Source organism: Aeromonas sp. 61P (assembly GCF_051919545.1).
GTDB classification, from domain to species: Bacteria; Pseudomonadota; Gammaproteobacteria; order Enterobacterales; family Aeromonadaceae; genus Aeromonas; species Aeromonas veronii.
Window position 1 is genome coordinate 4,094,708 of the sequence record NZ_JBQBEL010000001.1, and the last position, 26,470, is coordinate 4,121,177.

General features: G+C 42.7%; 23 protein-coding genes. 10 read left to right on the forward strand and 13 right to left on the reverse strand.

The features are described 5' to 3' along the window. Window positions 1-5 precede the first annotated feature (5 nt). Window positions 6-191 (forward strand): hypothetical protein, encoded by a 186-nt coding sequence (locus tag ACTG2O_RS19080; RefSeq protein WP_005350263.1) that lies wholly within the window; start codon window positions 6-8, stop codon window positions 189-191. A 165-nt stretch (window positions 192-356) separates the two neighbouring features. On the opposite strand, the gene ACTG2O_RS19085 is transcribed toward ACTG2O_RS19080, so the two are convergent. Together ACTG2O_RS19085 and ACTG2O_RS19090 are read right to left on the reverse strand one after the other, a co-directional pair. Next, window positions 357-1,481 (reverse strand): HD-GYP domain-containing protein, encoded by a 1,125-nt coding sequence (locus ACTG2O_RS19085; RefSeq protein WP_439976485.1) that lies wholly within the window; start codon window positions 1,479-1,481, stop codon window positions 357-359. An 810-nt stretch (window positions 1,482-2,291) separates the two neighbouring features. Continuing rightward, complete coding sequence (locus tag ACTG2O_RS19090; RefSeq protein ID WP_042024897.1) at window positions 2,292-2,531, reverse strand: hypothetical protein; 240 nt, start codon at window positions 2,529-2,531, stop codon at window positions 2,292-2,294. Window positions 2,532-2,641: 110 nt separating this feature from the next. On the opposite strand from ACTG2O_RS19090, the gene ACTG2O_RS19095 reads away from it, so the two are divergent. The 6 genes from ACTG2O_RS19095 to ACTG2O_RS19120 all read left to right on the forward strand — a co-directional run bounded on the left by ACTG2O_RS19095 (window position 2,642) and on the right by ACTG2O_RS19120 (window position 10,951). Next, window positions 2,642-2,869, forward strand: a complete 228-nt coding sequence (locus tag ACTG2O_RS19095) for a helix-turn-helix domain-containing protein (protein WP_080768707.1) — start codon at window positions 2,642-2,644, stop codon at window positions 2,867-2,869. 1,304 nt (window positions 2,870-4,173) lie between these two features. After that, window positions 4,174-6,366 carry a hypothetical protein gene (locus ACTG2O_RS19100; RefSeq protein ID WP_042024870.1) on the forward strand — a complete coding sequence of 731 codons (2,193 nt, stop codon included), beginning with the start codon at window positions 4,174-4,176 and terminating at the stop codon, window positions 6,364-6,366. A gap of 368 nt (window positions 6,367-6,734) precedes the next feature. Further along, window positions 6,735-8,060, forward strand: a complete 1,326-nt coding sequence (locus tag ACTG2O_RS19105; RefSeq protein WP_052449226.1) for a hypothetical protein — start codon at window positions 6,735-6,737, stop codon at window positions 8,058-8,060. A gap of 280 nt (window positions 8,061-8,340) precedes the next feature. After that, window positions 8,341-8,550, forward strand: a complete 210-nt coding sequence (locus ACTG2O_RS19110; protein WP_042024869.1) for a YgaP family membrane protein — start codon at window positions 8,341-8,343, stop codon at window positions 8,548-8,550. 3 nt (window positions 8,551-8,553) lie between these two features. Next, on the forward strand, window positions 8,554-8,799 hold the full coding sequence (locus ACTG2O_RS19115; RefSeq protein WP_052447230.1) for a hypothetical protein: 246 nt from the start codon (window positions 8,554-8,556) through the stop codon (window positions 8,797-8,799). A gap of 127 nt (window positions 8,800-8,926) precedes the next feature. Further along, complete coding sequence (locus ACTG2O_RS19120) at window positions 8,927-10,951, forward strand: putative bifunctional diguanylate cyclase/phosphodiesterase (protein ID WP_439976486.1); 2,025 nt, start codon at window positions 8,927-8,929, stop codon at window positions 10,949-10,951. Between the two features lie 44 nt (window positions 10,952-10,995). Here ACTG2O_RS19120 and ACTG2O_RS19125 read toward each other — a convergent pair whose 3' ends face one another. The 3 genes from ACTG2O_RS19125 to ACTG2O_RS19135 all read right to left on the reverse strand — a co-directional run bounded on the left by ACTG2O_RS19125 (window position 10,996) and on the right by ACTG2O_RS19135 (window position 13,130). Then, window positions 10,996-11,952, reverse strand: a complete 957-nt coding sequence (locus ACTG2O_RS19125; protein ID WP_042024868.1) for a GGDEF domain-containing protein — start codon at window positions 11,950-11,952, stop codon at window positions 10,996-10,998. A 170-nt stretch (window positions 11,953-12,122) separates the two neighbouring features. Next, window positions 12,123-12,485 carry a putative zinc-binding protein gene (locus ACTG2O_RS19130; RefSeq protein ID WP_080768709.1) on the reverse strand — a complete coding sequence of 121 codons (363 nt, stop codon included), beginning with the start codon at window positions 12,483-12,485 and terminating at the stop codon, window positions 12,123-12,125. Between the two features lie 63 nt (window positions 12,486-12,548). Further along, window positions 12,549-13,130, reverse strand: coding sequence for a flavin reductase family protein (locus ACTG2O_RS19135; RefSeq protein ID WP_159143395.1), 582 nt, complete (start codon window positions 13,128-13,130; stop codon window positions 12,549-12,551). A gap of 102 nt (window positions 13,131-13,232) precedes the next feature. On the opposite strand from ACTG2O_RS19135, the gene ACTG2O_RS19140 reads away from it, so the two are divergent. After that, window positions 13,233-13,610, forward strand: a complete 378-nt coding sequence (locus ACTG2O_RS19140) for a MarR family winged helix-turn-helix transcriptional regulator (RefSeq protein ID WP_439976487.1) — start codon at window positions 13,233-13,235, stop codon at window positions 13,608-13,610. Between the two features lie 102 nt (window positions 13,611-13,712). On the opposite strand, the gene ACTG2O_RS19145 is transcribed toward ACTG2O_RS19140, so the two are convergent. From ACTG2O_RS19145 to ACTG2O_RS19175, 7 genes are all read right to left on the reverse strand, one after another. Next, window positions 13,713-14,129 carry a hypothetical protein gene (locus ACTG2O_RS19145; RefSeq protein ID WP_155395964.1) on the reverse strand — a complete coding sequence of 139 codons (417 nt, stop codon included), beginning with the start codon at window positions 14,127-14,129 and terminating at the stop codon, window positions 13,713-13,715. 86 nt (window positions 14,130-14,215) lie between these two features. Beyond that, window positions 14,216-14,893: a respiratory nitrate reductase subunit gamma gene (gene narI, locus ACTG2O_RS19150; protein WP_042084594.1), complete on the reverse strand. Its 678-nt coding sequence runs from the start codon at window positions 14,891-14,893 to the stop codon at window positions 14,216-14,218. Next, complete coding sequence (narJ, locus tag ACTG2O_RS19155; RefSeq protein ID WP_042024867.1) at window positions 14,890-15,597, reverse strand: nitrate reductase molybdenum cofactor assembly chaperone; 708 nt, start codon at window positions 15,595-15,597, stop codon at window positions 14,890-14,892. Before narJ ends, narI begins: the two co-directional genes overlap by 4 nt. After that, window positions 15,594-16,574 (reverse strand): nitrate reductase subunit beta, encoded by a 981-nt coding sequence (narH, locus tag ACTG2O_RS19160; protein ID WP_439976488.1) that lies wholly within the window; start codon window positions 16,572-16,574, stop codon window positions 15,594-15,596. The genes narJ and narH overlap by 4 nt, the downstream gene beginning before the upstream one ends. Continuing rightward, window positions 16,571-17,131, reverse strand: a complete 561-nt coding sequence (locus ACTG2O_RS19165) for a hypothetical protein (protein WP_439976489.1) — start codon at window positions 17,129-17,131, stop codon at window positions 16,571-16,573. The genes narH and ACTG2O_RS19165 overlap by 4 nt, the downstream gene beginning before the upstream one ends. 2 nt (window positions 17,132-17,133) lie before the next feature. Continuing rightward, on the reverse strand, window positions 17,134-20,898 hold the full coding sequence (locus ACTG2O_RS19170; protein WP_042024866.1) for a nitrate reductase subunit alpha: 3,765 nt from the start codon (window positions 20,896-20,898) through the stop codon (window positions 17,134-17,136). Window positions 20,899-20,936: 38 nt separating this feature from the next. Beyond that, window positions 20,937-22,352, reverse strand: coding sequence for a NarK family nitrate/nitrite MFS transporter (locus ACTG2O_RS19175; protein ID WP_042024865.1), 1,416 nt, complete (start codon window positions 22,350-22,352; stop codon window positions 20,937-20,939). 447 nt (window positions 22,353-22,799) lie between these two features. On the opposite strand from ACTG2O_RS19175, the gene ACTG2O_RS19180 reads away from it, so the two are divergent. Beyond that, on the forward strand, window positions 22,800-24,422 hold the full coding sequence (locus ACTG2O_RS19180) for a histidine kinase (protein ID WP_159143394.1): 1,623 nt from the start codon (window positions 22,800-22,802) through the stop codon (window positions 24,420-24,422). A gap of 9 nt (window positions 24,423-24,431) precedes the next feature. Further along, window positions 24,432-25,109, forward strand: a complete 678-nt coding sequence (gene narL / locus ACTG2O_RS19185; protein ID WP_017408671.1) for a two-component system response regulator NarL — start codon at window positions 24,432-24,434, stop codon at window positions 25,107-25,109. Between the two features lie 78 nt (window positions 25,110-25,187). Here the strand turns inward: narL and ACTG2O_RS19190 are convergent, their stop codons facing one another. After that, window positions 25,188-26,405: a 4Fe-4S binding protein gene (locus ACTG2O_RS19190; protein ID WP_139411149.1), complete on the reverse strand. Its 1,218-nt coding sequence runs from the start codon at window positions 26,403-26,405 to the stop codon at window positions 25,188-25,190. Between the last annotated feature and the right edge of the window lie 65 nt (window positions 26,406-26,470).

The window sequence follows — 26,470 nt, forward strand, 5'->3', positions numbered from 1 at the left end:
AGATCATGTCCATCTGGTTGTTGAGCCTGCTCGCCTCGTTCGTGCTGATCCTGGCCATGGGCACCATCATCTGGTGGCGCCAATACCAGCTTGCCCAGAAGCGGGAGGATAAAGAGGTACGCCCCTGCGGCTGCTCCAGCGCCTGCGCGGATCACCTCTATCAGATCAGCGAGCCGGCGCCCAAAAAGTAACCTGAGCGCAAACGCCATAGCCGCAGAGATAAGGTCGGCAAAATAAGGGCGCGTGGAATCGAGAGGCACATAAAAGAGAGGGGGCACCTGCTGGTGCCCCCTCTCTTGTTACGCTTTTCATTCATGCTTGTTCCGCCACTTTGCCCTTACGCGCATCACACGTGCTCAACAAGGCTCCGCGCCGCTGGCCGCCACGTTCGCAGAGCAGGCCGGATCCTGATACTGCTGATAGATGGCATAAAACTCGGCCTTGTTCTGCAGGGCCGCGGCGACACAGGCGGGATCAAACTGGCTGCCGGCATGCTCCTCCAGATAGGCAAACGCCGTCTCGAACGGCCATGCCTTCTTGTAGGGGCGCTCGCTGGTCAGGGCATCAAACACATCCGCCACCGTCACGATGCGTGCCGCCAGCGGGATCGCCTCCCCCGCCAGCCCCAGCGGATAGCCGGTGCCGTCAAAGCGCTCGTGATGGCTGGCGATGATATTGGTCAGCATGTCAGTGTGATGAATGCCATCGAGACCAAACTCGTTGATCATCAGGCTGATCATCTCCCGCCCCTTGCTTGGGTGGATCTTCATGATCTCAAACTCTTCCGGCGTCAGCTTGCCCGGCTTGAGCAAAATGGCATCCGGCACCGCAATCTTGCCGATGTCGTGCAGCTCGGAGAAGAGGTAGATAAACTCCACCTCCTCATCGCTCAGCCCGCAAGTCGGGGCCAGCGTCTTGGCAATCAGCCGGGAGTAGGCAGACATCCGGTGCAGATGGTTGGCGGTCTCCTCATCCCGATAACGGCTGAACTCCCGCGCAGTGGTCAGCGCGCCGCCAAGGGTCTGGATGGAGAAAAACTCCACCGCAATGATGGCTGAGAGCGCCTGGGCATAGGCCGACAGCTCGCTGCGGATCGGCTCCTCGAAGTATCCCGGCTCCATGGCATCGCAAAACAGAAAGCCAAACAGCTTGCTGTTGAACAGCAGCGGCTCGGTATAGCTGGAGGCATAGCCTGCCTCCAGCACCTTGCGGCTGTGCTCCGACGCAGAGCCACGCAGGGCATCCAGATTGCTGAGCACCCGGGGCTGCTTGTGCTCCGCCAGATAACTCAGGGAGGGGACATCGCTCAGCTTCACCTCATACTGCACCAGCGGCGAGGGCCCCTCGGTGCTATGGGCAAAGGTCTTGAGCTGATCGGTATGGGGATCGTAAATCGCGATGGCCACCCGACTCAGCTTGTCAAAGCGCTGCCTGAGCGTGGCATGTACGCTCTGCATTTTTTCGCCAAATGAACTTTCCATCGCCTTCTCCAACGGGACCCCGTGATGGAAGTATAGTGACTCCCTTTGACGCTCTCCCCGCCACAGCGTCAAAATTGACAGAAAAATCAACAAAGCAACTTCCCCACAACAAGCCCGCACGGCAGAGGCAATAGCCCTACCAAGGGCGCGCCATCAGCGACTGCTGGTGCGGCCCAATCTTGCCTGGTCGGAGATATTGTTCGGTTCTGCCATGCTGGCTGTATAGTTTTTGGTTAACCATTCCGGTAAAATCCGCGCCCTTAAAGAAGAGCCACCTAAGAGTGATTGAGCGATGTCCAACACAAAACAGGCCCCCAAAGTAGGATTCGTCTCCTTGGGTTGACCCAAAGCAACAAGACCAATCCATGGCTAATACTGTCAGTAAGGCTTGTGCTGGCGGGCTCCCATCACTGTACCGGTGCCGGAGTTGCAAGCTGTAGTACTGACATGTTGCTCAACACAGGATCATATATTCCGTTACCTAGGATGTGTTCGTCCGTTCAACCATCAGGATACGCCCGAACTCGCTCAGGCTGTGCTCGACCTCCTCAGCCGCATCGAGCATGGGATCCTGACTGAACGCCTAGGCTAGGATGTTATGTTGGGTTTACCGATATTAAAGAGGTGCTTAATGACGTCCGTCTCTATGGAGACTCATAAGGCGATAAAAACGCTAATTGGCGCCGGTTATAATCCAAAGAAGCTGAGGCTACGTTGGCATTACTTTACGAGGATGAGCTACAAATAAGTCCACCAATACAGCAAACCGCGAGAAAGACCCGAATGCCCTCCATCATGTCAGAGACTTGTTCACTTTCTTAGCTCCTGAGGTATCGGCCATTGCTGCTTAAAATCCATAAATTCGGCAACAAACGAAACCATAATGCTCTTAACAAATTCATCATATACGGATTGATTGATAGTGACATGTACGAATGACTCCACTCTCAAAGAATCTCCTACTGCGGCTAGGAAATCCGCATCTTGAAAGGTTAGTGTCACTGTGCCACTTTTTTGATTCTGGCTCAGAACGATCTGCTGATTGGACATTTTCCACCTCGAAATGATGCTTATATGCAGTGTCATTATATGCGTGTACTCACAGCCGTGTACAGCACGCCGTATAACGTAGACCATAGATCCTCTAGTGAGGAGATAAAATGGATTCTGACGAGTTTGAGCTGGCGATGCTCGCAACTGCATTCGGTAAAAATGTACGAGAGCTGCGGTCTGCACGAGGTATGCAACAGGAAAAACTAGCACTAATTGCTGGTATAGACCGTGGTCATATGGGAAAAATCGAACGTGGGGAAACTAGGGTAACCCTGGAAAAAGTTTATCAGATCGCCAAGGCCCTAGGGGTCTCGCCTGCATCATTGCTGCCATAACCATAGCTGTTGCTCTAACCAAATGGCCTGCCAATAAACTCGAACATGCCAAACACCTAACCTTATAACTGCATACAAACCACCCAAGTCTGGTCTGGTCTGGTCTGGTCTGGTCTGGTCTGGTCTGGTACAGTTTCAGCCAGTGCCAGGCGAAACCACATTCGTTGTCATCAGAAGCATCGTCCAGATGGCCAACTAGAAACCGGCAGGTTTCTCAATCCCCTCATTGTTGACCACAACAAAACCATTGAAAACAATAACCCTGAGCTTGGGGGCATTCTGAAAATATCGATGATACTGAGGTTGGTGTACTCAGACTCGACTGCACAGGCATTACACAGCGTATCGAGCGCTGAAATTAATTTAGCTCGACCGGTATGAATCGCTACACCGCATCGTACAGCATCATCCAATCTGCCATCTCAAGCCCTATCCATATCACCAAAAAATGTATTCTGGCTCATAGTTAGCCAGTTCTGAGTGTGCAGCCAAGCTGGGCTGACTAACATTTCGTTTTAATCATATACACAACCCCGTAGTTCTCATTTCTACTCTGCCACCAGTACAGCGACAAATAACTATGGGGAACGATCCTACCGGCTGAAATAGATAGGACTGCAACGCAGAGCCAAACGGCGTTGGAGCACTCTTGCATCCTAGGTCACATATTTTCATGTCAGATACAATCATAGGTAGAGACATTGTGCGGTCACCTTCGTTTTACCATTTACAACGCGGGCAGACAGCCCACTTTTTGCTTGATATAAAGAGGGTTCAAGCAAGCAGGCGTTGTGATTCTCTATAATCTAAGAGATTTTGTTGTAAAAATAGAAAGTCACATGCAAATCAATAACTTATTACTATATGATTTGTTGACATTTTTTTAGCTAACCATATGTTTTTATGATGCTTTTGTTTTTACAACAAAATGTCCTTCCAACTTAGCCCCTTACACCATAATTACAACAAATCAGAGAAATACAGTCATAGTTTTTCCGATTCAGGAATTAAAGAATATAGCTAAGTGTCTAATTTTAATTGATTATTCATCACTGTTGTAAACTTCATGTATTGTTGTTTAATGCTGATTGCAACCTAATCAATCTTTGCTTCATTGCCAATTTTAAAAATCATGAAATCCCTCGTAAAACTCACAAAAAACCAAAAAAGACATTGATATATAAGAAATTTCAAATAAGTCAAAAGCTATTTTGCGATAATTTTCGTTTTGGTGTGGCGATTGATGTTTGCAGCACTATAATGAACAAAAAGACCAGTTGTTGTATTTTTATGGAGTGGCAATTATGAGCATTAGGCAGTTGAGAGAACGGATCATTCAAGGCATTGAGAGTAGCGACAAAACTGAAAGTGCGCGTTATAGGCACCATCAGACAGCACTCAACATGTTACTGAAAACATCAATTGTGCAGTCCGAGGATGAGCTGGAAACTGCACTGTTAGAAAATCTCAGTGAAACAATAGAAAAGCTGAAAATGACCTTGGCACGTCAGAGCAGGAGTGATACGCGAGGCCCACTGACACGAGTGCGTCGGTTGGCAGAGTTCTACGCTCAAATAAACAACATAGATTTCAGCAAAATGACTTTTTGTGAGGCTCTGGCAGCAGCAGTTCAGAGGAAATACGGTGAGCGTCTCTGGCTCGATGAGGTCACTCCTAAGACGCAGAATAATATTAAGAAAAGCTTCATTACATACAGAGAAGTAGCACGTGAAATTATCAACGCGTCATTATCTAACTGCCCAGAGGCATGGCCAATTCTGAAAAGTAGCCCACAAGCGATTGGCAGCGCAACAAAAGTTTTGCGCGATTATATGATGGGTACATCACACCCTGCCGAGCGAGTACCTGACGTTCGCATCAATTTCATTGAAAGTTATTTCAATTTACCAAAAAACTTGTTGTTAGATAAAATTCATAGAAAAGTTGACCATCAACGCAGAGGAAAAAATCGGTCAGATCTTGATCTGTCGGCTATCAATCGCAGCACATTCATTAGCTCGTCACTGAATCCAAATCTACAGAAGGTTTATGATGAGTATTGTGAGTATAAAATAAATAAAAAACAACCAGCGATAGTAAACATTTCTGACGAGCTTAGGTCAGATCGACGCTATGAGATACGAGCAAAAGTCAATGAAAAAAACAGAAGAAACAATGAATGGACAATCAACGCGAAGGGCGAATGCGGCTCTGCTATCGCATTTAAAAGTCAGCTACTTTCATTTCAACATTTTTGTCATACTGAATTAGCTATTGATTACATGTCTGTTAGCAGTTATCACTTGACAATACCTGAGATTATGCAGGCTATGGCTGAATATTCGGAAGGACTGCAAACGGGTACAAGCCAATTCTCTAGAGTGCTAAATTTTGTAAAACGAGGGTCGGATTCGAAGGGCTACCTAAGGTTTTGTGCCGATCGTGGTAACAGAACAATCGAGGAGTTTTTTAAAGACCTAGATTTTATTATCGAGGAATATCCTAATTGGTTTAAGATGGCAGAGAAAGGCATCAACAGTCGCGGCCAAGCGGGCAAGAAAGGGAAACTGAACATTCAATTCTTACTCAACATACCTGCGTCAGATCGCCGAAATGCGGTTTATAGGGCCAGCCAGTGGTTATTCGATAAAGCAAAAGTATACAAGACCAATGCTGAGCAAAAAAATTTACTTTCGAATAACACAGACGATAAAAAACTAGAGCTGGCGCATAGAAAAAGTGCAGCATCTCAGATTGGCCGTGCGTTGCAGTATTTTAGAGCAGGACTGATACAAACAATCAGTTTTTATCAATCTCCACGCAGCGCAAACTGGACTGAATTGAAATTTTACCCTAATGCGACATCACAGAACAAAAACTATGCAAGTATAACATATCATCGTCAGCGTAACCGATTCCAACTATATATCCCATGTTTTGGTACATCGATGGTTAGTGACGATAACACAAAGTACAGATATCTTAAAAACGCAAATGCAAAAAATAGCGTGGATGTTGATGTTGAGTTACCAGAACAGCTTACCCCGCTGATCAAAGAGTATTTGAACATAAGGCGCAGCTATATTGAGTTTGATCTCATGACCTTTGCGGGCGTTCAGTCAATTGACGATATTGATATCTTTTTCCCTTGGCGTAGCATTCGACAAAGCCAAGTAAACAACGAGGAAAACCTTAAAATAAGAAGTAAATATATAGAAATATCATCAAAACTGTCAGATAATTTCATATCACTGACATATCAGGCCTATCTGATGACGATGCCTCATGATAAACAACATGGTATCAACATTCATGCGTTAAGACACCTTGTTGCAGAAACGCATCTCGAGGAACATCCTGGTGATTTTATTGGTGCAGCAGCGAAGCTCAATGATGACGTGGAGCAAATAATTAAGACCTACGGTGATAAGGATAGAGCTAAAGCGATGCGCAGAGTATCTGACAATGAAACGCTGGACTTCTCATTTACGTTATAATAAGCAGTAGAGAATATTTATACAGTTCTAGTTATCACCTGACACCGACCTAAAATCGGTGTCTTGTTTACGCTACTTTCGTGCGCCCTTCCTTTGGTATCAATATCAGAGCCTTCCACCGTACTGCATCCATCCCCCCTCCCTGATTACCAGCCCGCTCCTACGCACCCTCTAAAGCTCAATGAGCTCACCTGGGGAGTGGTCATACATCTAGATCCAATTGGAACTTGACGAAGTTCAAAACAATCAAATGTAAGTGTATGATTTTTCATGAAAGTGTTGTAACTACTGATGTAGTTAAAGCATCCAATTTAACTGAATAAACTGATGTGCTTTTATACATAGATCCATTTGTGGGTAGGATAGAGATGGCAAGAATCCTGATGACTCGCGCCCTTGACGACAACGGCCATATCGTTGATGTCAAAGATGTTGTGAGTGGAAAAGCATGCAATTGCACATGCATAGGTTGTCAGGGCGCTGTCTGGGCAATGAAGGGGCAAGTTAAAGCCCATTATTTCTCTCATGAGCCTAATTCAGTCGAACAGAATGCCTGTACCTGGAAGCCGGAAACGGAAATACATATCCTAGCTAAAGAGGTTTTAGCAACGGATAGGCAGTTGTTACTGCCTATTGGAACTATAAATCCAATACATCAAAATATAGCCTTTGATGAGATGGTATGTGAGGTTTATGAAGGCAGAGTTATACCTGATGTTATTGGGTTCATCGAGGGAGAGAAGGTTCTCATCGAAATTGCAGTTACGCATTTTTGTGATCGAGAGAAAGTTAAAGAATTAAAGAGGGTGAATGCAACCTGCATTGAACTTGACCTGAGTGGATTTCGTGTGAAAGGAGAGATAATATCAAAAGAAGAGATAAGAGATTATCTAAAAAAATGCCCCAAAAAATGGGTGTCTGTAGCCCCTGTAGGCAACTTCTCCGAAATGATTTACTCCCATAATAGACAACAATTATTGTCTTTACAGCATCAGTATTCATCTTTGAGTTCAAAGCACCAGACAGAGGTTAAAAAACTTAATGCAGAATTCGAAGCGATAAAAAATACGCGCGAATCAGAACTAAGCGATATGCAAAGAGTGATTCAACAGTCTCGGCATGCAGAAGGCAAGGCTAACGCCATTTTAAAAAGATGGGAGAGAGTGTTAAAAGAAAAAGAGTCGTCCATTTTAGAGGCACAGGAAAAAATAATCCTATTGGAAGATCAATACAGAAGCTTTGAAATGGAATTGAAAGACCGTCTATATCATAGACAAGATGAAGTTGATCAAAAGCAAGATTTACTACGTGACCTTCTTAATTTAGATGAACTTAAGGCTGAGTTTTATTCACAGGTTGATGATATAAATAGAACCATTAAAGCCAAAGAGGCTCAGCTTGAAGCTAGTGAAGTCGAAATACGCAGGCGGTCAGCCTCGTTAAACCTTATACAAAAAAATCTAAATGATAGCCTCATCTCATTACAAGAACGAGAATATGCTCTAACAGAAAGATCCAAAGACTTGGCAAACATCGTAGATATTAAATCAAGAGAGCAGGCTAAAGTAATGTTTGAGCAGTTACTGAAAGAAAAAGCAAATGAGATAAAAGCTCTTGAGGAAAAAGAAAGGAAAGCAAAAAAAGATATTGATGATTTAAGGCGAAAATATAGTTCATATATCAAGATCCCATAACTTATTTTGGTCTTTTCAAAACTACTGCTACGCGCTAGATCCCGTCATCAACTTACAGCAAACCAAATGTTCTCTGACCCCAAGCATAGAGTACCAACTCGGTAAAGTTTGCTGACCAGCTATAAGAGCATCTCTAGTGACATCATTGACAATAATCGACTGATATACTTGAATGGGCTCAATTGAGATTTTTTCATTTTCTGCGAACCGCTTTGCTCACCTAGCCCCTCTTATCAAGCAAGAGAGTGATTCAACACTCTTGCCATCGGAGGAGACTGACATGTTCTATGTAAAGAATGTCCCAAACTGGGAGCGAGTGTTACGCATCATCCTGGGCATCATGGCGCTTGTGTTTCCAGTGATGAGCTGGGGGAAATCTGACCTTGCTGTTGCAGCAGGAGTAATGAGTGCCATCCTTTCCATGACGGGCCTGATGGGGTTCTGCCCGATGTGCGCCATGGTTGGCCGTAAACTCGACAAAAGGAACTGAGTCATGACACATTGCATGATGGAAAAAGAGAACCTCATTCTGTCTGCTCAGACAGAAGATCATGCGGCTATCTCCCGCTTGCTGGCAGTATGCCATGCAGATGCACGGCGCTACGCACGCAAACACTGTCATGCCAGTGATGTTGATAACACCAATCAGATCGCCGCAGCGGATGTTGCTGAAATAACACTGACACTGGGTGAGCCTTCCAAAGGCTTGCAGAATTCCGCCTCAAGATTCCACACATGACAAAGTTGGGTGGCTACAAAGATGATGAATAATCCTTTTTTGGTGCTGGTTGACAACAGTTCGATACGAACACTGCTCCTTATCGCCTTTTCCCTGCTTTTGTTACTTCTGCTTGCCGTCTCGTCCGTTGCCCTGCATCGTTTTAATCAATCAGTTTGTCGAGCAGCAAGCACGGATTGAATTTCTTGCCCAACGAGCTAATCAATACTCTCAGAACGCAGCACTGCATTTGCTGCTTCTTCTGCAAACAGACGAACGTTACAAGCGTGTACCCCTCTATACAGCGATGGACTCTGCACTGGCTGCATCCGATGCCGCTATTGAAGGATTAGAACGGGCTGCATCAATGGGGGGAGATGTGGGTGATATTGACCAACTCATAAACCTGCGAAAGCATTATGGTGACTCTTTTCAGCAAACGGTGGAACGAATCGAAATTGATGGCTTGTCTTCCGCTCGCCAACACTATGAAGAGCAAACTGATGTACTTCTTAAAGCATTGCTTGTTCAGACACTACGTATTGCAGAGCATCAGCAAGAACTGATGCAAAGTGGGGTTATCGCACTCAAAGACGATGCAAACCGAGCGCGTTTGACCGTTATTATCCTTGCATTCAGTGCGCTCGTCACTGGAAGTGTCTTGGCGCTGTTGATTGCCAGAAGCATTGCCAAACCTGTACACAAAGCTGTGATGGTCGCTGAGGCTATAGCTGGAGGGGATTACCAGTGCAAGGTGCCTTTAGGCCTAGGCGTTGAAACGAAAGCACTTATGCGGGCTCTTGATACCATGCGCCGTAGTATCTCGACCCGCGAGCAGCATATTTTGCGGCTAGCGTATGCGGATCCACTTACTGAGCTCCCAAACCGCACCTGTTTTATGGAGGCGCTGACAGAGGCGGCTTTACAAGGTAGTGGCGCTTTAGTGCTCATCGATATTGATAGATTTGCCCAAATTAATAATGCTCTGGGCCATCTGGTGGGCGACAGGCTCCTACAGGAGATGGCTCAACGTTTACTCGCCATGGTTGCTGGCAAGCACTTGGTGGCGCGTTTGGGAGGCGATGAGTTTGCGCTACTTATCAAAGAGGTCGATTACTTCAATATCCTTGATAATGCCCAAGAGTTACTGGGGCAACTCCGTAAGCCTATTGAACTGGATGGTCAACGCCTTGACGTTGAGGGCAGTCTGGGGATCGCGATATTTCCAGAAGATGGTAATAACAGCAGCTTGCTAATGAGGCGAGCAGGTATGGCAATGCGTCATGCCAAACGCCGCCGTGACGGTTTCGCCTTTGCGTGCAAGATTGCAGATGAATCCCCCCATGAGCAATTAGCCTTGATTGGTGAAATGCGAGATGCCTTGATCAACGAGGAGTTTGTCGCCTTCTTTCAACCCAAGTTGGAGCTTGCGAGTGGCCTCGTCAAGGGAGCAGAAGCATTATTGAGATGGCAACACCCAACCAAAGGGTTGGTGCCACCTGGACGCTTTATTCCGTTTGCCGAGCAAACGGGATTTATCCGTGAGATCACGCCATGGTTATTAGCGCATGTGATATGTCAAGCGGCTTCCTGGCACCGAGAGGGACACGATATCGTCACGTCAGTCAACTTGTCTACGCTCGACTTGACATCCCCAGACCTAGTACCAAAGGTCATAAAGTCACTGCAAGAGAATACCTTACCTGCTCAGCTGCTTTGTCTGGAAGTCACTGAGAGCGCACTCATGGATGATCCTGATATTGCGTTACAGCATTTGAAAGAGCTTGCCAGCCTGGGGGTGAAGCTATCCATTGACGATTATGGTTCAGGGCAAGCCTCTCTCGCTTATGTGAAGAATTTACCTGTGCATGAATTGAAGATTGACCGCATTTTCGTGAGCGGTGTTGACCAGCATTTTAGAAATGCAGCTATTGTCCGCTCCACCATTTTGTTGTGTCAGGAACTGGGATTGTCAGTTGTCGCGGAGGGGGCCGAAACCCAGGAAGAACTTGCATGGTTGAGGGCCAATCATTGCGATACCGTGCAGGGCTATGTTGTCGCCAAGCCAATGCCCGCAGAGGAATTTGCTGGTTGGGTTACTGTCCATCATACTCAAAATAGGGAGGATGGTATTTTTCCTCACACAGTCGAACTGTATACAGAACAAAAATAAAGAAGTATTTACACCTTGTACTTATCACCTGAAAATTAAGCGGTTTATTTTTTTAGCTTGCATGAATACATTTCTTCATCGGCCAAGCACAGTAGACTGTCTAAATTAGGAGGGGTGAGAGCATCGTATACAACGATACCTAGTGAGCAAGAGAGTTGATAAGGCTTGCCGCTGGTGTGGTTAAAATTCTCTAGTGCATTATAAAATCTCTCTTTTATCCGTGAGCTATGTTCATGACCCGTGCCAGGTAAAAGAACAACAAACTCATCGCCACCTAAACGAGCCGAAATATCGGCATCTCTAAATACGCGACACAGTAATTCAGCCATCTGGCATAAAGCATCATCACCGACATTATGCCCATATGTATCATTGATCACTTTGAAGTGATTAAGATCTAAAAATAACAGCGTGACTGGATTTTTTACGCGAAATGCATATTTCAAACTTTTGTCGGCAAGGAGCATGAATCCACGGCGGTTGGTAATCCCCGTCAATTCATCGATTGTGGCCATCTGGACGGCTCTTAGCTCACTTTCGACCATTGATGCCAAATCTGCTAGCATGGCTTGGTCTTTATCACTCAATGACCTGGGCTTTCTGTCTATAATACAGAGGGTGCCCAGTTTCAGGCCATCTCCCACTTCCAATGGATGGCCCGCATAAAATCGGATGTGAGGCTCCCCAGTGACTAAGGGGTTGTCAAAGAATCTGGGGTCTTGAGTTGCATCTTCGACTACGAATAGCTCCTCGCCGAGGATCGCGTGACCACAAAATGAAATCTCTCGTGGTGTTTCCAGGACAGGCAATCCACAGCACGATTTGAACCACTGTCTGTTTTCATCAACTAACGAAACCAGCGCAATGGGTACATCAAACATATTACGAGCCATCCTGGTTATGCGGTCAAAACGCTCTTCTGCTGGGCTATCAAGTACAGCAAGACGGCGTAGCGCATCTAACCGCTGCTTCTCGTTATCTGGCACTACAGGGCTTTGCATCAACATCTCCTTACCGCGTTTGACGACATGATGATGTTAGTTTATATAGTAGAACGCTATGGTGGAAACCTTAATTTGTATGGGAGAGATTGATTGAATAAAAATTTATTCAAAATGAATGAAAACACACCAAAATAAGCGGCAACACTTTGTAATATCAGGTCACCATCTTATATTAATGAATTTGAAATATCCAGAGTAAGCCTATCAGCTTCATCATAATCAAAATCTGTTTTCTGAATTTTTTTTACACCGTACTCATTAAGTAAAATATGATGTTCAGGGATGATATTGTGAATTGATAAGCAACTTTTTACACACTGTAGAGGGCATCCATCGATAGCAATGATAGATCTACCCGACTTAGCTATTCGGACTAGATGCTTTACATTTCCACCAACACCAGCAATGCAGGACATTTCTGCGTCGCCTCGTTTATCTAGCTGAATAGCCATATAGTTTGCCATCTGCGCTGCACTTGAACAACCAGAGCATGAATAAACCAATGGTAAAGAACGTAAACATTCACTCATAAATCATCCTTTAAATATCATAGTCCTATAAAGATGCCCTTAATAAATAGGGCATCAGCGAAATCAATTATCAAATTTAAAGTTTCTACCAATAGTGTTGGTAATTCCGTGGTAACTCCTGAAACTATAAATTAGAGGGCTCCACAAATCCGCGTCAATAACGTCATATTTTTTAAGTAAAGATGCATCTGCATGCACATGAGTGGCTCGCAATTCAACGATAGCAAAATTATTGCGTTTTGTTATATGTTCAACTAAACACTCGACCTGAATTAAACATTCCTGGATACGAGATGGTTTAACAGTACAAGACGCCAACTCTGTAAATCTACCAAGACTAAATTTATCACCACAATAATTGAAACCTATCTTTTCAGATGGAACAGGATCCTTTCCGGTAAATTTGGCAATAGATTCAATTCTATCCGCAAGGTTGTCTGATGCAATATTCAATACGACTTCTGGACATGTCTCAATATTTTCGATAGCCTTTGAATTTAGACTAAGGCCGATGACAATATTGTTCGAAAGAGACCAACTTGATGATATTGGCGTAATGTTAGTTGTATCAGTATTATCGATGGTACTAAGTAGAATTACAGTATTTCCCCAATAAAGTGATTTTGGGTGAATTTGCTTATGCATTGCCATCTCCTTTGTAACAAAAACACTACAAAATAATATATCACAATGTGATATAATTGAACCTATTGTATTTCACCTGAGAAGTCAACAACCGAGTAAGCTATGCTAACAAAAGCTCAATTTGAGGCACTTTCTGAGTTTCGCTATCAGTTAAAGCGTTTCCTTCACTTCAGTGAAACCGCAGCCAAGGAGCTCGGACTCACTCCATTACAGTATTTATCCCTCCTACATATACAAGGATACCCAGGGCGTGACTGGGCAAGCGTGGGTGAGCTAGCTGAGAGACTGCAAATGAGTCATCACGCTACAGTGGCTTTACTAACGCGATGTGAGGAACTAGATCTCGTGGAACGACGTAAAAGTGAAAATGACAAGCGCAGAGTTGATGTACATTTGACAAATAAAGGAAGAGACTATTTACAACAATTGGCACAACAACATAAGGCAGAATTACAATCGCTACAAAATAATTCCAAGTAGCACGAATTACAGCACTGAACGAATATCATGTTCCTGATAAGTGAAAGACAACCATGAAAAGTATGAGCAAGCTAATTGCTCATACTTAATCATACAAAGACTCTAACTATACTCGACATTAAACTGCTTACAATAAAATATAACTTGTGAACAAATCTTATCGTGGTCTTCAAAAAGAATTAAGTCAATAGTTTCATTATCAGGAAGTATATTTAGTACTCTAGAGCCAGGCTTGCTTTCAACCAACTTAATTAAAGTTATTTGGTGCCATGAGAAAAATAGATGTTTTTTATGGCAATGAAACTCAATGCCGCTGAAGTTCAATTCCAGTTTTACTTTCCTTGCTATACAAATGTATCTTATATCTATAAATGCAGTAATAATGAATATTAGCAATGAAAATAAAATAGTATTGCGATATAACTCTTCAGTTATTGGCAAACCGGTCACTTCGGATACCAACAACAGCAGAGTTGGCCAGAAAATTGCAACAAAGAAAGGTTCGACTAACTTAGTCACAAACTGCTTATTTGATACGTGATATACCATACTACACCTGATAAATAGTAGTCGCAGTTTACACTGCGACTACTACCCTAATCATGTTACCGACGAGACCTTACGATCTGGATGCGTCTAGTTAAATATTCGAGCGGTACACTCCAAACGTGTACCAATCGACAGAATGGAAAGACAACAAACAAAGTCATACCTAAAATCATATGAATTTTGTAGATAAACGATACCCCTTCTAAATTTTTAGATGCCCCTGTTTGGAACGTTACAACATCTTGTGCCCAACTTACGAGCTTCATCATGACACTTCCATCAAGATGGAAAGCAGAAAATGGAATTGTCAGAAGACCAAGCGCTGCCTGGGAAACTAATAGCACTAAAATCAAAATATCCGCAGTCGATGATGTTGCTCTGATCCTTACGTTTGTCAGACGCCGCTTTAAGAGCAGATAACCACCGTACAACGTCATTGCACCAAAGATACCGCCAGCACACATCGCTATGAGTTGTTTTGATTGCAATGATAAGAATGACTCATATACCCAGTGAGGTGTCAGCAAGCCAAAAAAGTGGCCGAAGATGATACCAAGAATGCCAATGTGGAACAGTCCAGATGCCAGCCTCATATTCGAGTTATCAAGTAACTGGCTTGATCCTGCTCGCCAAGTGTACTGCCCATAATCGTAACGAACCCAACTACCAAGTAGAAAAATGGTAACTGCAATATATGGGTATATATCAAAGAAGAAGCTATGAATATAGTTCATTTGTTTGCCTCACCAATTTCAAGGTACTGTGGTACGACTGCATTCTTAAATCGGTTGCTATGAATCGATTGAATTGAACTGGGACATGATTCTCCTCCTAAAAACTTCACCTGCTCTTCCTCCCAAACAGCATCTAACGCAGCGGGTGTTGCATCATCAGCCTCTTTCATAACTTGTGTGCTTATAAGAGCGCTATCGTACTCTGTCATGGATAGATCAATTAGAACCCCAAATAGAACATGATATTTGCTTTCTCTTTTGAGTAGCCTCTCTTTAAGCAACCCCAAGATCGGAGTGATAAAACACAACCCCTCTATAATTTCAGCGTTATTTCTTGTTGAAAGGTATTCCAAGTAAACAGGAAGAAAATCCGGTAATTCTCTTTTGTTAAGAGAAAATCCTGCATCTTCATATTGCTTAAGCAGGTCTACCATTGCTTGTCCGCGATCACGCGACTCACCATGAACATGCTCAAAAAGAAGCAGAGAGGTGGAACGGCCACGGTCGAAGATATCACAATATATTTCTTGGAATGAAAGTAGAGAACGATCAAACGCATATGTTACAAAATCACATATTGATGATTTTTGTGCCGATGTCAGCTCATTACATTCAGCTATGCAATCAAAGATTTCATCCTTGTTTTCCCACAGATCAATATCTGGGTAGTCCAAGAGGATTGATATGATCTTTAAAGATTTCATTTTTTATCCTCACTTGGATTTGTAGATACATTAATGGCATTAATTCTCTGGCTATTAAACAGGTTGTACTTAGTGTCGCTACCTTTACAACCATCACCAAAGCTAAAGCCACACCCTTTAGCTTCAGGAAATGCTTCTCGTGCTAGCTCGCGATGACTGGAAGGAACTACAAAGCGGTCTTCATAGTTAGCTATAGCCAAATAACGATACATTTCCTGCGCTTGGTGTTCAGTTAAACCAACCTGCTCTAATGCGCTGGTATCCACCTTTTTATCTACAGTTTCAGCTCGCTTATAATGACGCATTGCCAACATACGATTCAGTGCACTCTTAACAGGTGCTATATCGCCAGCGGTCAACAGATTCGCCAAATACTGTAAAGGAATTCGCAAGCTAGAAATATCTGGTAGAACACCATCATCACCTAAATAGCCTGCATCTTTGGCTGATTGGATAGGGGAAAGAGGTGGTACATACCATACCATCGGTAACGTGCGATACTCTGGGTGTAATGGGAGTGCAAGCTTCCATTCCATCGCCATCTTGTACACAGGTGACTTCTGAGCAGCATCTAGAACATTTTGAGTGATGCCTTGCTTTAAGGCTTCTTCAATGATAGCAGGATCATGTGGATTTAAGAAAATCTCCAACTGCTTGTTGTATAAATCCTTGTCATTTTCAGTTGATGCTGCTTGCTCAATACGATCTGCATCATAAAGGATTACTCCCAGATATCTAATTCGTCCTACACATGTTTCAGAGCAGACGGTTGGTTGACCAGACTCAATTCTGGGGTAGCAGAAGATACATTTTTCAGATTTACCACTTTTCCAGTTAAAGTAAATCTTCTTGTAGGGGCAACCAGTAAGACACATACGCCAACCACGACATTTGTCTTGGTCAATAAGGACAATGCCATCTTCTTCACGTTTATATATTGCCCCACTAGGGCAAGTAGCCACACATGCAGGATTCAAGCAATGCTCACAAAGCCGAGGGAGAACATCATGAACGTATTTTCAAACTGTCCATACATCTCCTTTTGGATGTGGTTGAAATTGTAGTCTTGTGAACGCTTAGTGAATTCCCCGCCCAAGATTTCTTCCCAGTTTGGGCCATTGTTGATCTTGTCCATACGTTGACCAGTGATCAGTGAACGTGGACGTGCTATTGGCTGATGCGCACCTTGTTTAGCATTATGTAAATGCTCATAGTCAAAGGTGAAAGGCTCATAATAGTCATCAATAGTCGGCATGTCAGGGTTGTTAAAAATCTTGGCTAAAACGCCAATCCGGTTACCCATTCTTGGAACGATTTTTCCATTGATATTTCGAACCCAGCCACCCTTCCATTTATCCTGGTTTTCCCAATCGTTTGGATAGCCCACGCCTGGCTTGCTTTCTACGTTATTAAACCAGGCGTATTCCATTCCCTCGCGACTTGTCCATACGTTCTTACAAGTAACAGAGCAAGTATGACATCCGATGCATTTATCGAGGTTTAGCACCATTCCAATTTGCGCACGAATTTTCATTTTTACTTCTCCCCTGCCTTGTTACTGTACATATTGTCAGCCTGTGTATAGTCATTATTTTCGTCATCAAGCCATTTAACCTGATTCATGCGGCGGACGACAACAAACTCATCACGGTTAGAGCCCACTGTGCCATAATAGTTGAACCCATAAGCCTGATGTGCATATCCGCCAATCATATGAGTTGGTTTAGGGCAGACACGAGTAACGGAGTTATGAATCCCACCACGTTGTCCTGTTATTTCGGAGCCTGGAATATTCACCAGGCGCTCTTGAGCGTGATACATCATTACCATTCCAGCAGGGACGCGCTGACTCACCACTGCACGAGCAGTTAATGAACCATTGATATTAAATGCCTCTATCCAGTCGTTATCCTCAATTTTTAGATCTTTAGCATCATCTTCACTTATCCAAACAATTGGCCCACCCCGAGACAGTGTAAGCATCAACAAGTTTTCGCTGTATGTTGAGTGGATACCCCATTTCTGGTGCGGAGTGATCCAGTTCAGAGCTTTCTCTTTGTTACCGTTACCCTTCTTACCCATAATATTTTTAATAGTCTGGGTATTGATTGGTGGTCGATATGAAATGAGACTTTCGCCAAAATCACGCATCCATTGGTGATCCTGATACAGCTGTTGACGACCAGTAATGGTTCGCCATGGAATTAGCTCATGAACGTTTGTATAACCTGCGTTATACGAGACATGCTCGTCTTCCAAACCAGACCATGTTGGGCTAGATATGATTTTTCTCGGCTGAGCCTGAATGTCACGGAAACGAATTTTTTCCTCTTCCTTGTTGATAGCAAGATGTGCATGTTCTCGGCCAGTCAGCTTACTTAATGCATTCCAAGCCTTAACAGCCACATGACCATTAGTCTCTGGGGCTAAAGTAAGAATTACTTCAGCCGCATCAATTGCAGTGTCAATCTTTGGCCGCCCAGCATTCGCGCCATCATGGTGTGTGTAGTTAAGTTTTTTAAGAAGGTCTACTTCGGTTTCTGTGTTCCAATTAATACCCTTGCCACCATTTCCTTGCTTATCAAGGAGTGGACCTAACGATGTAAATCTTGCGTAGGTGTTAGGATAATCGCGCTCAACGGTCATTATATGTGGTGCAGTTTTTCCTGGAATGAGATCACATTCACCCAATTTCCAGTCTTTTACTTCAAACGCTTGGGCTATTTCTGCTGGAGAGTCATGCTGCATTGGCAATGTAACCACATCGGTTTCAACGCCAAGATGTCCTTTACAGAGCTCAGAAAACGCTTTTGCAATTGCCTTATAAATTTCCCAGTCGGATTTTGCTTCCCAGGCTGGATCTACAGCTGCTGACAATGGATGGATGAATGGATGCATATCCGAGGTATTCATATCATCTTTTTCATACCAGGTTGCAGTAGGCAACACGATGTCTGAAAACAGACAGGTACTCGACATCCGAAAATCTAGAGTCACAACGAGATCAAGCTTGCCTTGGGTTGGGGTATCTTTCCAATCAACTTCAGATGGTTTGCTATCACTGAATGAGCCGAGATCTTTTCCTTGAATGCCATGTTCTGTGCCCAACAGGTACTTGAGCATGTATTCATGACCTTTACCTGAAGACCCAAGAAGATTTGATCTCCAAATAAACATATTGCGTGGATAATGATCTTCGGGACACTCAGCAGCAAAACGAATACTGCCGTCCTTCAGCGAGTTAACCGTGAACTCTACAGGGCTTACCCCAAGCGCTTTTGCCTGTTCAGCAATACTCAGTGGATTAGTATTCAGCTGAGGGCTTGAAGGAAGCCAACCCAGCCGCTCTGCTTTCACGTTCATATCAATGAGATGCTTACTATATTTACTTGCATCAGCTAAAGGTGAAAGCAATTCTTGGGCATCTAACTTCTCATATCGCCATTGACTAGAGTGGTTATAGAAGAAAGACGTCCCATTCATGTGGCGTGGAGGCTTTTGCCAATCTAGGCCAAATGCCAACGGTTGCCAGCCCGTCTGGGGACGAAGCTTCTCTTGCCCTACGTAGTGAGCCCATCCACCACCGCTCTGTCCTACGCAACCACAGAATACCAGCATGTTAATCAAACCACGGTAATTCATATCCATGTGATACCAGTGGTTCATGCCTGCACCAACGATGATCATTGAGCGCCCATGTGTTTTGGCTGCATTGTCAGCAAACTCACGAGCGATGCGGATAATCTCATCTTGTGGTACACCCGTTATTTTTTCTGCCCAAGCGGGTGAATATGCCTTCACTTCCTTATAGGTATGTGCGCTGCTAGGGTCATCAAACCCTCTTTCTACACCATAGTTAGCCACGGTGAGATCGTAGACGGTGGTCACAAATTCTTGGCTTCCATCTGCCAACACGATGGATTTAGCTGGAATTTTTCTTCTGATAACTTCTTCTAATTCAACAGGTGTGAAATGCTCACTTTCCAATCCACCAAAATATGGGAAAGCCACCTCAACTAAATGTTGAGGTTCCTTTATTCCAACAGACAAAGTGACTGGTGTCTTGGACTGCCCAGCGGTCTCTTCAAGATTCCACTTTCCATCCTCTCCCCATCTATAGCCAATCGACCCTTGTGGCGCGACCAGATCACCAGAAACCTCATCAATCGCTATGGTCTTCCATTCAGGGTTGTTCTGTTCACCTATGTTATTGACCAAATCTGATGCTCTCAGGAAGCGTCCTGCTTCATAGCTACCATCTGGTCGTTTGGTCAATCTGACCAACATCGGAAAATCGGTATATTTCCTTGCGTAACTAACAAAATATTCATTTTTATGTTGAACGTGGAACTCGTTCAAAATGACATGGCCCATAGCCAATGCTAACGCGCTGTCTGTACCTTGTTTGGGGTTAAGCCAGTGATCACAAAGCTTAGCTACTTCAGCATAATCTGGAGTTATGGCGACAGTTTTGGTGCCTTTGTATCTAACTTCAGTAAAGAAGTGAGCATCAGGAGTACGAGTCTGAGGAATATTTGAGCCCCAGGCTATGATGTATGAGGAGTTGTACCAATCTGCTGACTCTGGTACGTCTGTTTGCTCTCCCCAAGTCATCGGTGATGCGGGAGGAAGATCACAATACCAGTCATAGAAGCTAAGGCAAGAGCCACCGATGAGCGATAAATATCTTGCACCTGCGGCATAGGAAACCATAGACATCGCTGGAATTGGTGAGAAGCCAACAACGCGATCTGGGCCGTGCTCTTTTACGGTGTAAACGTTTGCCGCTCCAATGATCTCATTAACTTCATTCCAGGTGCTACGAACAAAACCGCCTCTACCTCGGGCAGCCTTATACTTTTTGGATACATTCTGATCGGAAGCAATCGCACCCCATGCTAGAACAGGGTCTTTGTGCTTACTTTTTGCGTCTCGCCAAAGCTCAATCAACGCTTTCCTGACCATTGGGTACTTCAGTCGATTGGCGCTGTACAGATACCACGAGTAGCTTGCCCCTCTTGGGCAGCCGCGAGGCTCATGGTTTGGGAGATCTGGCCTTGTCCTAGGGTAATCAGTTTGCTGCGTTTCCCATGTAACCAAGCCGTTTTTTACATAGATTTTCCAACTACATGAACCAGTACAGTTCACGCCATGTGTTGAGCGTACAATTTTGTCATGTTGCCAGCGGTCTCTGTAACCATCTTCCCAATCTCTGTTCGTATTGTACGTTTGGCCGTGTTCACCAGAAAACTTTTCACCTAATGTCTTTAAATAGTTAAACCTGTCAAGAAACTTGCTCATTTTACTGCTCCATATGCATATGCATTAATAGTAACATTCTATTTATTGAGTTCTTTTCCATATACAAACCATGTTATTAGCCCACAAATAACATAGAAGACTAAAAAAGCTTTCATCGCATTAATTGGTGTTCCGCTGAGAGCTATTGATAAGCCGAATGCGTTTGGAATAAAGAAACCACCAATTGCACCTATTGCTGAGATGAACCCTAATGCTGTTGCTGTATCATTTGCTGATTTTTTTAAGGCTTGAGCTTCTGAATCATATCGCTGTAGATTCCTTTTTATCATCATCCCCCTAAACAAAACGGCGATCATTTGAAATGTAGAACCACTCCCAACTCCTGCGCATGAGAACAAAGCCATAAAGACAGCTAGAAAATAGGTGAAGTTGCCATGCCCTGCATCTGATGGAAGAGTTGAAAACAAAACCGCAACTAACGTAGCCATTAAGCAAAAGCTAACAAAGGTGACTTTAACACCGCCCAGCTTATCTGATAAAACGCCACCAACTGGCCTCATCAATGCGCCGAATAATGGCCCTATGAAAGCATATTTCATTATTTCAATATCAGGGAATTGAGTTTTAGCGAGCATTGCAAACCCCGCAGAGAATCCAATGAATGAACCAAAGGCAGCCAAATATAAAACACTCATAATCCAAAGATGTTTTTGTTTTAACACTACCCATTGCTCTTTAAACGAGGCTTTGGGTGCTGCAATATCATTCATAAAATGCCACGCTGCAATACTCAATATCAATATTACTGGCATCCATATTAAGGGTGCATTGCTGAGCCATATTGATGCATCAGGATTTCCTTGACCTAAACCGAAAGGGCCAAAGATATTTACAGAAATTACGATAGGTACAAGCATCTGCATGACACTGACACCCAAGTTACCTAGCCCCCCATTTAAACCAAGAGCCTTTCCTTGTTGAGTTTTTGGATAAAACAAGCTGATGTTAGCCATACTAGATGCAAAGTTGGCACCACCAAACCCACATAACAAAGAGATTATTAGAAATGTTGAATACGGCGTTGTGGTGTCTTGCAATGCAATGGTCAACCATGACATAGGTATCATAAGCAACAAGGTACTGAATGCTGTCCATCTCCGGCCACCAAAAACTGGGATCACAAATGAGTAAGGAATCCGTCCTAAAGCTCCAGTAAGTGACGGGAGTGCAGTCAGCAGAAACAGCTGGTCTGTTGTAAAGGTGAAACCAGCTAAAGGCAAGTTCATTGCTACTACGCTGAATATCATCCACACAGAGAATGAGATCAGTAGACAAGGGATAGATATCAGTAGGTTTCTTCTGGCAATATGAGAACCATTCTCAATCCAAAAGCACTTGTCATCAGGATTCCAGTCAACGAGCGTTTTGCTGTTATTTCTTTTATTTGTGTGACTGTCTTCACATCCATCTTTGTATTTTTGATATATGGACATTTTGCTCACCGGTTAGTGTTGGGGTACACAATTTCCAATAAACAATTTAAATGGATATTTTTTATTGACTTAGATCAACTGAACATATGTATTACAAATGATGAATATTTCGATAACTACCTACTACAGGGGGGGGCGGGTTGAAATTAACCACAACAAAATCATGCACTTAGCGTCAACAAGACTTTCTTTATCATGAGCTGGCTAATGTCTGGAATATTGTAGGTATTTACTTTGAGGTATTTTTATTAGGGTATCTAAAAGGTATAAACATCAGTAGTGACAATCTTAGGAAGTGTCAAATTCGTGAACATACTATTGAAGTATTGGAAGAAACTGTCTATTACAATTTCTATAACGTCAATTATATGTACACTATGCCTCATATCTATATTTAATATGAGTGCATCGATTTATTTGTCATCAAGCATCCAAGGGAATGCATATGTGATAAATAGTATTGGTTCAATTAGAATGAAAGTCTATGCACTCCTCTCAGGAACACTGTCTGTTGATGAAAAAGTGCAAGCGGTTAATAGCGTTGAATCAATTCTGCATGATCCTTTTTTTATTAACACGGCTGAAAAGCACAACCTTAATAAAGAATACATACAACTCAACAGTTTGTGGGATCCAAAATTAAAAAACATTCTTTCCCACTTAAAATCTGGTGATGTAGCAACACCATTAAGCATTAACCGCTCTAAAGAGTTTATTAGTTTGCTACAGAAGATAATCAAAAGCATTGAGAACAAAACAGAATCTAAGATCGTAGTGATTAATGGCCTTCAAAAAGCATCTTCTTTAATTGTTATATTGTTTTCCTTCATCGCAATTTATAGCTTAAATAAGCGTTTCTTTAGACCGTGGTCAAAATTATTGTTAATGGCTAAAAACATTCAGCATGGTGATTTTAGTTCAAAATTTGATTCTGAATCACATGATTACCGCGATGAGATGTGGCAGCTTGGCAATGCATTAAACAATATGTCAGAGGTTGTTAAGCATACCTACAGCGATCTGGAACAGATGGTAGCTGAAAAAACGCATAAACTTAACTTGCAGAATTTGCATTTAGAATTCCTTTATCGCAGTTGTAGATTATTTCAAAATCAAGAATTCAACTGCAAAGTTTTAGCTCCTTTCATGAAAGAATTAATCGGATACACTGGGGCTGGAAAAATAAAAGTATATATTCATGATCCACATAAAAATTCGGTCAAACATTTATACACCTTTGGTGAGAACGTGAGGCCATTACATTGTGCCTCTATGCGTTGCTCATTATGTATTAATAATGCAGATGTCACATCCCCTATTGAGAGTGAATATAATAATAGGTTATGGAACATTGGAGATGCGCATAATGATTATGGTTACATAGAATTTTTCTTTTCAAATGAAGTCACTATATTACATGATACAGAACAATTAATATTTGCATTTTGCAACTTGCTGTCTCAATCCTTATCTCTTTACTACAAAGAGCAACAACAACAACAACTATTATTATTTAAAGAAAGAAACACAATTGCTCAAACACTTCATGATTCGATAGCACAGTCTTTATCATACTTAAAGATAAAGATTAGCCTTCTTCAAAGGGATCCAATCATCATTAGTTCTTCTCAGGTTGATAATGTTTCAGAGATGAGGTGTGAGTTAAATGAAGCTTACTCAAACATCAGAAAACTAATTTCTACTTTTAGAATTCCATATAAGAAAATCGAAACGTTAATTTTATTAAAAGATGCGATAGCAATATTTAATGACACATATGGTTTTAACATTAGGTTGGAATATAAAGATTTTTATGAAGACTATTCGCATGAGCAGGAAATACTCATACTGAACTTCTTCAATAAATTATTCGAATGTTTAAGGATAAGTATGCCTCCATCACGGATTGAGCTGCATATAAAATCCCTAGCTGAATATGTCATTATCATCCTGAAGGGTGAAGCTGAGTTCGAGGATTCAATATCGAGCTTAGTTGTTTTTCTAAAATCAGAAAATATTTCATTCATTAATGAACGGACGCAAGTGAAAATTGATCTTCACGTAGTTTGAGGAACACACATGGAAAAAGCTTTAACAACCAACGCAGATGTTTTTTCAATTTTACTAATTGATGATCATCCTGTCCTACGGAGCGGGATTAAGCAACTTTTACGTACAAATCCCTTTTTAACTATTGTAGCTGAAGCCAGTACAGGACAAGATGGTGTTCAGCTAGCATTAGATTATGAACCTGACTTAATTTTGTTAGATCTTAATATGCCTGAGTTTAGTGGTATAGACACATTAAAGTCATTACGAGCGCATAATGTATCTAGCAGAATCGTAATCTTCACAGTATCAGATTATGAAGATGATGTTTCGGATGCTATACTTGCTGGAGCAGATGGTTATCTACTCAAAGACATGGAACCTGAAGACCTGATTAGCTCGATTGAACAGGCGTGCATGGGAAAGCTTGTGATAAGCCCAAAACTAACTGCAATCCTTATTGAAAGTATGCAGTCAAGAAGAAAAAACCGCCTTAAAGACAAAAATCTCCAAGTGTTAAGCCATCGCGAAATAGATGTTTTGAAATTTATTGCTCAAGGCTTGCCTAATAAGGTTATATCAAGACGTTTATTTATTTCTGAAGGAACAGTTAAAGTTCATGTAAAAAACATTCTTAAAAAATTAAATCTTCATTCAAGAATTGAAGTTGCAGTGTGGGTTCATAATGAGAAGATTATTTTCGACTAGTAGTGATAACTATTGCGTTATTTAATCATTTGCAGAAATAAAGCGTCACCGAAAAGTGGCGCTTTAATAGCTATCACTCTAATGTGAAAGGCCAGGAAGGATTTCCAATAGATAACGGCGCTGTTCTAATGGTGTGTTGCTTGTCCAAAAATCGAAAATCACATGAGCTAGCAATGGCATTAAGAGAAGTAAAACACACAACATTGCAAGCAGTTTCTTTGCTGAAACCTTTTTATTCGCAGTACCAAAATGAATCGCATTAGCTTGTTTTGGGCATGCAGAGATACAAGTTAAACAGTTTGTACACTCAATATTTCTGACAGATATAAGTTCATGAACCTGTATCCTTGATGGACATGCTCTACTGCATTTATCACAATCGTATCCCTTGCTTCGTAAACAGCTGCTGGAAGACCTGCGAATACGTAATGGTGTCAGAAGTCCTAACAAGGCAAGCCATCCACCATAAGGGCATAGGTATCTACAGAAGCCTTGCTTGAAAAACATCGTGATACATAATACCCAGGCAACAAAAATGCCTGATATGAAGTTCAAGTTGAAAAAGAAGGCTCCCATTTTCATGTCAGCAGCTTGGTGATACTGGCTCATCAAGTACCCTGGCAGTGCAACATTTGGAACAGCAAGAATAACTATGAACATCAGAAATGATAGAACTAGACATTTCTGAGACCTGAGCAGTAGGTCTAACCATTTTGGCGGAGTCCACTCACCAGGTAGCAGCAAATTTCGAAAATGATGCAGCCATTCACCGACAACCCCAAGAGGGCAAAACCATGAGCAGAAGGCACGACCTAAAATGAGTCCAGATAAGGAAATAACCAAGACTGTGATTGTTGCAGCTGGATGGTGGTAATCAGTAATGCCCAAACTCAACAACGCCCGCAAGCCAAGACCGCCCGCTATAGGTAGAAAGCCATCTACGATATCAGGTCTAGACAGCCAAGGTAGGTCACCCTGGTGGAGTTGAAAAATATAAACGCCATACTGTATTGTTACAAATCCCCACGATATAACTAAGAAATATCTAACTAAACTACGAAGTTGTTGATCACTTGAATCATAAAATGCGGATATTAATTTATATCTATAAAGCATACCAATAGCGACAGCAAACACGATTAAACTACTTAGTGGTGGCTTGGCTGCTACCGTCAACCATACAGCAGCGGTTAGCATCATGAACAGCTGCCAAGACCAGCCTGAACGCTCATGCCACTGGAACAACAACAGATACACCAAGCCACTCAGCATGGTTATGGTTTCAATCCCACTCATCTAGCCAACTCCCATCGCAAAAACAGCCAATCATAAACAACATTACAGTTATTCATTTTGATCTG

Bases quoted from the DNA above. Each gene is read 5' to 3' on its own strand.
- ACTG2O_RS19080 (WP_005350263.1), top strand. From the start codon at position 6: ATGTCCATCTGGTTGTTGAGCCTGCTCGCCTCGTTCGTGCTGATCCTG.
- ACTG2O_RS19085 (WP_439976485.1), bottom strand. From the start codon at position 1,481: ATGGAAAGTTCATTTGGCGAAAAAATGCAGAGCGTACATGCCACGCTC.
- ACTG2O_RS19090 (WP_042024897.1), bottom strand. From the start codon at position 2,531: ATGTCCAATCAGCAGATCGTTCTGAGCCAGAATCAAAAAAGTGGCACA.
- ACTG2O_RS19095 (WP_080768707.1), top strand. From the start codon at position 2,642: ATGGATTCTGACGAGTTTGAGCTGGCGATGCTCGCAACTGCATTCGGT.
- ACTG2O_RS19100 (WP_042024870.1), top strand. From the start codon at position 4,174: ATGAGCATTAGGCAGTTGAGAGAACGGATCATTCAAGGCATTGAGAGT.
- ACTG2O_RS19105 (WP_052449226.1), top strand. From the start codon at position 6,735: ATGGCAAGAATCCTGATGACTCGCGCCCTTGACGACAACGGCCATATC.
- ACTG2O_RS19110 (WP_042024869.1), top strand. From the start codon at position 8,341: ATGTTCTATGTAAAGAATGTCCCAAACTGGGAGCGAGTGTTACGCATC.
- ACTG2O_RS19115 (WP_052447230.1), top strand. From the start codon at position 8,554: ATGACACATTGCATGATGGAAAAAGAGAACCTCATTCTGTCTGCTCAG.
- ACTG2O_RS19125 (WP_042024868.1), bottom strand. From the start codon at position 11,952: ATGCAAAGCCCTGTAGTGCCAGATAACGAGAAGCAGCGGTTAGATGCG.
- ACTG2O_RS19130 (WP_080768709.1), bottom strand. From the start codon at position 12,485: ATGAGTGAATGTTTACGTTCTTTACCATTGGTTTATTCATGCTCTGGT.
- ACTG2O_RS19135 (WP_159143395.1), bottom strand. From the start codon at position 13,130: ATGCATAAGCAAATTCACCCAAAATCACTTTATTGGGGAAATACTGTA.
- ACTG2O_RS19140 (WP_439976487.1), top strand. From the start codon at position 13,233: ATGCTAACAAAAGCTCAATTTGAGGCACTTTCTGAGTTTCGCTATCAG.
- narI (WP_042084594.1), bottom strand. From the start codon at position 14,893: ATGAACTATATTCATAGCTTCTTCTTTGATATATACCCATATATTGCA.
- narJ (WP_042024867.1), bottom strand. From the start codon at position 15,597: ATGAAATCTTTAAAGATCATATCAATCCTCTTGGACTACCCAGATATT.
- ACTG2O_RS19165 (WP_439976489.1), bottom strand. From the start codon at position 17,131: ATGAAAATTCGTGCGCAAATTGGAATGGTGCTAAACCTCGATAAATGC.
- ACTG2O_RS19170 (WP_042024866.1), bottom strand. From the start codon at position 20,898: ATGAGCAAGTTTCTTGACAGGTTTAACTATTTAAAGACATTAGGTGAA.
- ACTG2O_RS19175 (WP_042024865.1), bottom strand. From the start codon at position 22,352: ATGTCCATATATCAAAAATACAAAGATGGATGTGAAGACAGTCACACA.
- narL (WP_017408671.1), top strand. From the start codon at position 24,432: ATGGAAAAAGCTTTAACAACCAACGCAGATGTTTTTTCAATTTTACTA.
- ACTG2O_RS19190 (WP_139411149.1), bottom strand. From the start codon at position 26,405: ATGAGTGGGATTGAAACCATAACCATGCTGAGTGGCTTGGTGTATCTG.